The sequence below is a fragment of the Arhodomonas sp. KWT genome (assembly GCF_010993615.1).
Genome location: NZ_WNXE01000014.1, coordinates 9,096 through 14,415, shown reverse-complemented (window position 1 = coordinate 14,415; position 5,320 = coordinate 9,096). Strand labels below are relative to the sequence as shown.

4 protein-coding genes are annotated in these 5,320 nt (G+C 69.8%); 1 reads left to right on the top strand and 3 read right to left on the bottom strand.

Translation table 11 applies throughout. The annotated features are described in order from the left end of the window. From G7A99_RS04750 to G7A99_RS04740, 3 genes are all read right to left on the bottom strand, one after another. Positions 1-413, bottom strand: a 413-nt coding sequence (locus G7A99_RS04750) for a response regulator (protein WP_163139062.1), incomplete at its 3' end; no start/stop codon positions are given. Between the two features lie 75 nt (positions 414-488). Then, positions 489-1,280, bottom strand: a complete 792-nt coding sequence (locus G7A99_RS04745; RefSeq protein ID WP_018717958.1) for a 1-acyl-sn-glycerol-3-phosphate acyltransferase — start codon at positions 1,278-1,280, stop codon at positions 489-491. Further along, the gene (locus G7A99_RS04740) at positions 1,277-3,592 is read right to left on the bottom strand and encodes a DUF1631 family protein (protein ID WP_163139061.1); all 2,316 of its coding nucleotides are present in this window, start codon (positions 3,590-3,592) and stop codon (positions 1,277-1,279) included. The genes G7A99_RS04745 and G7A99_RS04740 overlap by 4 nt, the downstream gene beginning before the upstream one ends. 255 nt (positions 3,593-3,847) lie before the next feature. Between G7A99_RS04740 and G7A99_RS25200 the strand changes: the two genes are divergently transcribed. Further along, positions 3,848-5,320: proton-conducting transporter membrane subunit (locus tag G7A99_RS25200; protein WP_305792310.1), on the top strand; the 1,473-nt coding region annotated here is incomplete at its 3' end.

The following is a 5,320-nucleotide window of genomic DNA, read 5'->3' as shown; positions in this document are numbered from 1 at the left end:
CTCAGCCCCTCCACCTCCACCGGCGACTCGCCGGCAGTGGGCTGGGTACGGCGCAGCACCGCCTTGATCCGCGCGATCACCTCCCGCGGGGAGAAGGGCTTGCTGATGTAGTCGTCCGCGCCGGTGTCGAGGCCGCGCACACGGTCCTCCTCCTCGCCGCGGGCCGTAAGCATGATGATGGGGATGTCGCGGAAGTCGGGACGGCGCTTGAGCCCGCGGGCAAAATCGAGCCCGCTCTGGCCCGGCAGCATCCAGTCCAGCAGGACCAGATCCGGGCGCGCCAGGCGCATCGCCGCCTCGGCATCCTCCGCCGATTCGGCGTGACGGACCTCGAAGCCGGCACGGCCCAGGCCCATGGCGATCATCTCGCGGATCGGTGCCTCGTCCTCGACGATCAGAATGCTCGCAGCCATAACTCATCCATCCTCTGAGATCGCGCGGCATTATCCACGTAAAAGGTGACAGCACCATGACAGGAGCCCGCCGTCTCAGGAACGCTCCAGTATGCCCTCCGGGGCCGCCGCCTCCTCCTCCGCCGCACCGGACCGAAGCCCTCTCCGGACATCCTCGCAGGTGGCGCGGGCGAGTTCGCTGCGGCCGAGCTCTTCGGTGGTCCGGGGCGGCCCGACCGTCACCGTCACGGTCAGCCGGGGATAGCCCGCCACCTGCCAGAGGTTGGTGACCAGGCTCTGATCGTCGGTAAAGGGCACGGCCTCGGCGTGACCGTCGTCGGTATGGTAACGCAGTGCCACCGCCTGCACCGGCGCACCGGCATCAATGGCCGCCTGGTAGAGCCGGGCGCGAAACGGGCGCACCCCGAGCCCGTCACCGGTGGTCCCCTCCGGGAAGAAGAGCACGCGGGCACCGGCATGCAGGCGATCGCGCATGGCCGCCACCGCACGCGCCGCGGCCGCCTGACGCCCGCGCTCGATATAGACCGTCCCCAGCGCCGTCGCCGCCTGCCCGATCACCGGCCAGCGGCGTACCTCCGACTTGCTCAGAAAGGCCACCGGCCAGAGCGCGGCGAGGCACACGATATCCAGCCACGAGACGTGGTTGGAGACCAGTAGCACCGGTCCAGGCACCGGGCGGTCGCCGCGCACGACCAGCCGCGCACCCAGCAGCCGGCAAAGGCCCCGGCACCACTGGCGCTGCGCCCAGCGGCCGAGCCCGTGGGGCGGCACGCCGGCGCGGCGCTCCAGCGCCACCGCGGAAACGATCCAGACCCCGCCGATCAGCGTGTACACTCCGGCGAGGACGACCCGCAGCAGTCGTCTCATTCCGCGTAGATCTCCCTCAGCGAGGCGATGACACGCTCCAGCGCCTGGTCGAACGCCGCCACCTCCTCGAGCTCCACCACGTCGGCATCACGCACCGCCCGGGCCATCTCCGCCGCCGCGTACTCGGCGACGCGGAAACCGGCACGGTTCACGAACACGTAACGCCGTCCCTCGTCGAGACGCGCGGAGAGCTTGGCGCGGACCACCGGATCATGGTCGCGCAGCTCGAACCAGCTGCCCACGCCGAGCGACTCCACCCGTGCCATGTCCTCGGCGTCCGGTGGCCGCTGTCCCCAGCCCGCCGCGGACGACGACGTCTCCGCAGTCCGCGAGGACGCGGACCCGTCGGCGCCCTCCTCCTCGCCGGCCGGGTCCTCCCCCGGCGTGAGACAGCGCAGGTGAACCGACTCCAGGTCACGAAACAGCTGGGTCATTTCGTGAGGGTTGTACATGATGCCGTTGAGGCCCTCGCGAAGGTCCTGGAGCAGCCGCGGCATGAGCTGGAGCATGCGCTGGCGTTCGTCGGCATCGCGTTTGGGCCGCACGCTCCAGAGCAGCTCGTCCATGACCGTGAGCTGACGCCGCCAGGTCTCGCTCTCACGGCCCTCGCGCACGGCGGTGATGAACAGGACCCGGAACCATGCCTCCTCGAGCAGCCGGACCACTACCGTCGGCACCCGCTGCTCTGCGAGCCGCGCCTCCACCTCCGACTGGACCGCCTCGCGGGCGACCTCCACACGCAGGTTGCCCTCGGCGGTCTGGCGCGTGCGCTGCTCGATGACCCGGGCACGCTCCTGCTCGCGCTCGACGAAATAGCGTATATCCCGCAGCGCGACGTCGAAGACCCGGACGTCATCCTGGTAGCGGGTGACCACGCGCTCGACCACCTCCGTCACCTTGCAATAGAGGGGGTCGGTGTCGAGGTCCTGGGGCTCGGTCCAGCCCGTGGCCGCGCCGGCGAGCTCGTTGATCAGGCGGCGGGCTGGGTGTTCGGGCTGGCTGAAGAGCTTGCGGTCACGCAGCGCCACCCGCAGCACGGGTATCTGCAGCCGCGCGATCACCACCCGCAGCGACGGTGCCAGCCTGGGATCGGCGAGCAGATTGTCGAAAAGCATGCTCACGAGGTCGATGACATCGTCCACCGACGCCTCAAGGGCAGTGGCGTGGCCGTGCTCGCCCAGCCAGTGATTGACCTGGGCCTTGATCCGGTCCGGGTCGGTCTCCTCGCTGTCGAGCACCTCCTGCTGCAGGGCCGTCAGCGCGCGCAGGACCACCCGGCGATCCGCGACGCCGCCGGCAGCGCCGGCCGCTCCGCCCCCTCCGGGACCGGCACCGTCTCCGCCACCGGGGCCCCCGGTGCCGGTTCCAGTGCCGGCGGTGGCGCCGCTTCCCGGGGCGGCCTCGGCTCCGGCACCGCCCCATCCGCCACCGCCATTGCCCGGCGAGACGGCGGGGCGCGCCTGATGCTTCATGCGGCGCATCAGCCGGTAGAGCAGCTCGGCGACACCCCGCTCATCGTCGGCGCCGTCATCGTCTTTCCCGTCGGGGTCCTCCGGCGGCGCGGGTGCCGCCGGCTCCGCGGCGTCGCGGGTCTCCTCCGGTGTCTCGCCCTCGGGCCGCTCGGCGCGCTCATCCTCCGTGTCCGCACGCGCGCCCGCCGCCTCGAGCTTGGCGTCCACGGCCTTGAGCACGCGGGGCAGCTCCAGGTCGAGGGTGCGCTCGAAGAGCTTGTAGAGGATCAGCCGGGGATTGAGCGCGATGTCCACGTCCTGCATGGCCAGGGAGAAGGCCAGCACGACGGTGTGGGGATGGAACGGACTCGCATCCGAGGTGAGCTCGTCGAGTTTGAGCAGATGACGCAGGCGCGCGTTGACGCTGCCGACGAGCACACCGTGACGGCCGCGCAGGCGCGTGGTCGCCGACTCGATGGCAACCGCCTCCTCGAGACGGCGGTCGTCCATGAGGGTGAGGTCCTCGCTGTCGGCGTCACCGGCGGTCTCGCGCGAACGCAGGGGGGCAGGCCGGTGGCGGGCAAGGCCGCTGAACAGTCCCTCCAGCGTCTCGCGGAATTGCGCGACCACCCGCCGGCGCTGCAGGCGCAGCTCGCGCATGGCCTGGAAATAGGCCTCCTGGGTATCCGCCTCCGCGGCACGCTCGGCGCGCTCGAAGAGGACGTCGTCACTGCGGTCCAGGGTCCGGGTCGCGGTGCGCACCAGACGTTCGGTGGCAAGATGGCGCAGGTCCTGCACGACCTCGGAGACGCGCTGGCGATGCCCGTCCCTCAGGTACACGACCTTGTCATCGGCGTTCATAACCCTCCCGTCACGCTAAACACCCCCTTGGACGGAATACCGCGCCCATTCCACCGTTTATACATCACTTTGACCGAGAAGGGGCGCACACGTCGACATCTCCGGGCCCTCGTGCCGCATGGGATGAGTTCTGCTAGACTGCCGCCGATCCCGAACGCCCCGCGCCGCATACACGCCGGCGGCATCGCCGGCGCCAGCGGGGTGTTGCGGTACACGCCGGGCCAGGCACCGGGACCGTTGGCATAGAGAGACGACATGAAGCTCCTGTTGATCGTGTTGCTACCGCTGGCGGGCATTGTACTGCCTCCCGTGCTGGTACGCGCCGGGCGCACCGCCAGCGCATGGGCCGCCGCCACCCCCACCGCGCTGGCACTGGTGCTGCTGGCGGGGCTCGCGCCGACGGTCTTCGAAGGCGGCGTGGTCGAGGCGAGCTGGCCGTGGATGCCCGCACTGGGCCTGAACCTCGCCTTCTTCCTCGACGGCTTCGGGTTGCTGTTCGCCGGCCTGATCCTCGGCATCGGGCTCCTGATCATACTCTACGCGCGCTACTACCTCAGCGAGGACGACCCCATGGGTCGTTTCTACGCGATGCTGCTGGCGTTCATGGGGGCGATGCTCGGCATCGTGCTCTCCGACAACATCCTGCTGCTGGTGGTGTTCTGGGAGCTCACCAGCATCAGCTCGTTCCTGCTCATCGGGTACTGGCGCCACCGCGCCGACGCGCGCCAGGGCGCGCGCATGGCGCTGACGGTGACCGGCGCCGGCGGACTGTGCCTGCTCGCCGCGGCGATCCTGCTCGGACACGTGGTCGGCAGCTACCAGCTTCAGACCATCCTCGCCGCCGGCGACACCATCACCGCGAGCCCGCTGTACCTGCCGATCCTGGGGCTGGTGCTGCTCGGCGCGTTCACCAAATCGGCGCAGGTGCCGTTCCATTTCTGGCTGCCCCACGCCATGGCCGCGCCGACGCCGGTCAGCGCGTACCTCCACTCCGCCACCATGGTGAAGGCCGGTGTATTCCTCATCGCCCGGCTCTATCCCGCGCTCTCGGGCACCGAGGAATGGTTCGTGCTGGTTACAGTGATCGGGCTGGCGACCATGGTCTTCGGCGCCTACGGCGCACTGTTCAAGGACGACCTCAAGGGGCTGCTCGCCTACTCCACGATCAGCCACCTGGGGTTGATCACCCTGCTGTTCGGGCTCAATACCCAGGCCGGCGTGATCGCCGGGGTGTTCCACATCATCAACCACGCGACGTTCAAGGCGTCGCTGTTCATGTCCGCGGGCATCATCGATCACGAGACCGGCACCCGCGACATCCGCAAGCTCGGCGGTCTGCGCCGCTACATGCCGGTGACCATGTGGCTCGCGGCCATCGCCGCGGCCTCCATGGCCGGCGTGCCGCTGTTCAACGGCTTCCTGTCCAAGGAGATGTTCTTCACCGAGGTGGTGGTGGAGAGCGAGCGCCTCGGCGGCATCGGCTGGCTGCTGCCGGTGTTCGCCACCATCGGCGGACTGCTGAGCGCGGCCTACTCGCTGCGCTTCGTCCACGACGTGTTCTTCGGCGACGAGACCGGCGCCCTGCCCCGCCACCCCCACGAGCCGCCACGCTACATGCGTGTGCCCGTGGAGATCCTCATCCTGATCTGCGTGATCGTCGGCGTGGTCCCCTCGCTGGTGATCAGCACGGTGCTCACCGCCGCCGCCGGCGGCGTGCTGCTCCAGGCG

What these genes read in the sequence shown, in the direction of transcription:
- G7A99_RS04745 (WP_018717958.1), bottom strand. Translation starts at nt 1,280, where the DNA reads ATGAGACGACTGCTGCGGGTCGTCCTCGCCGGAGTGTACACGCTGATC.
- G7A99_RS04740 (WP_163139061.1), bottom strand. Translation starts at nt 3,592, where the DNA reads ATGAACGCCGATGACAAGGTCGTGTACCTGAGGGACGGGCATCGCCAG.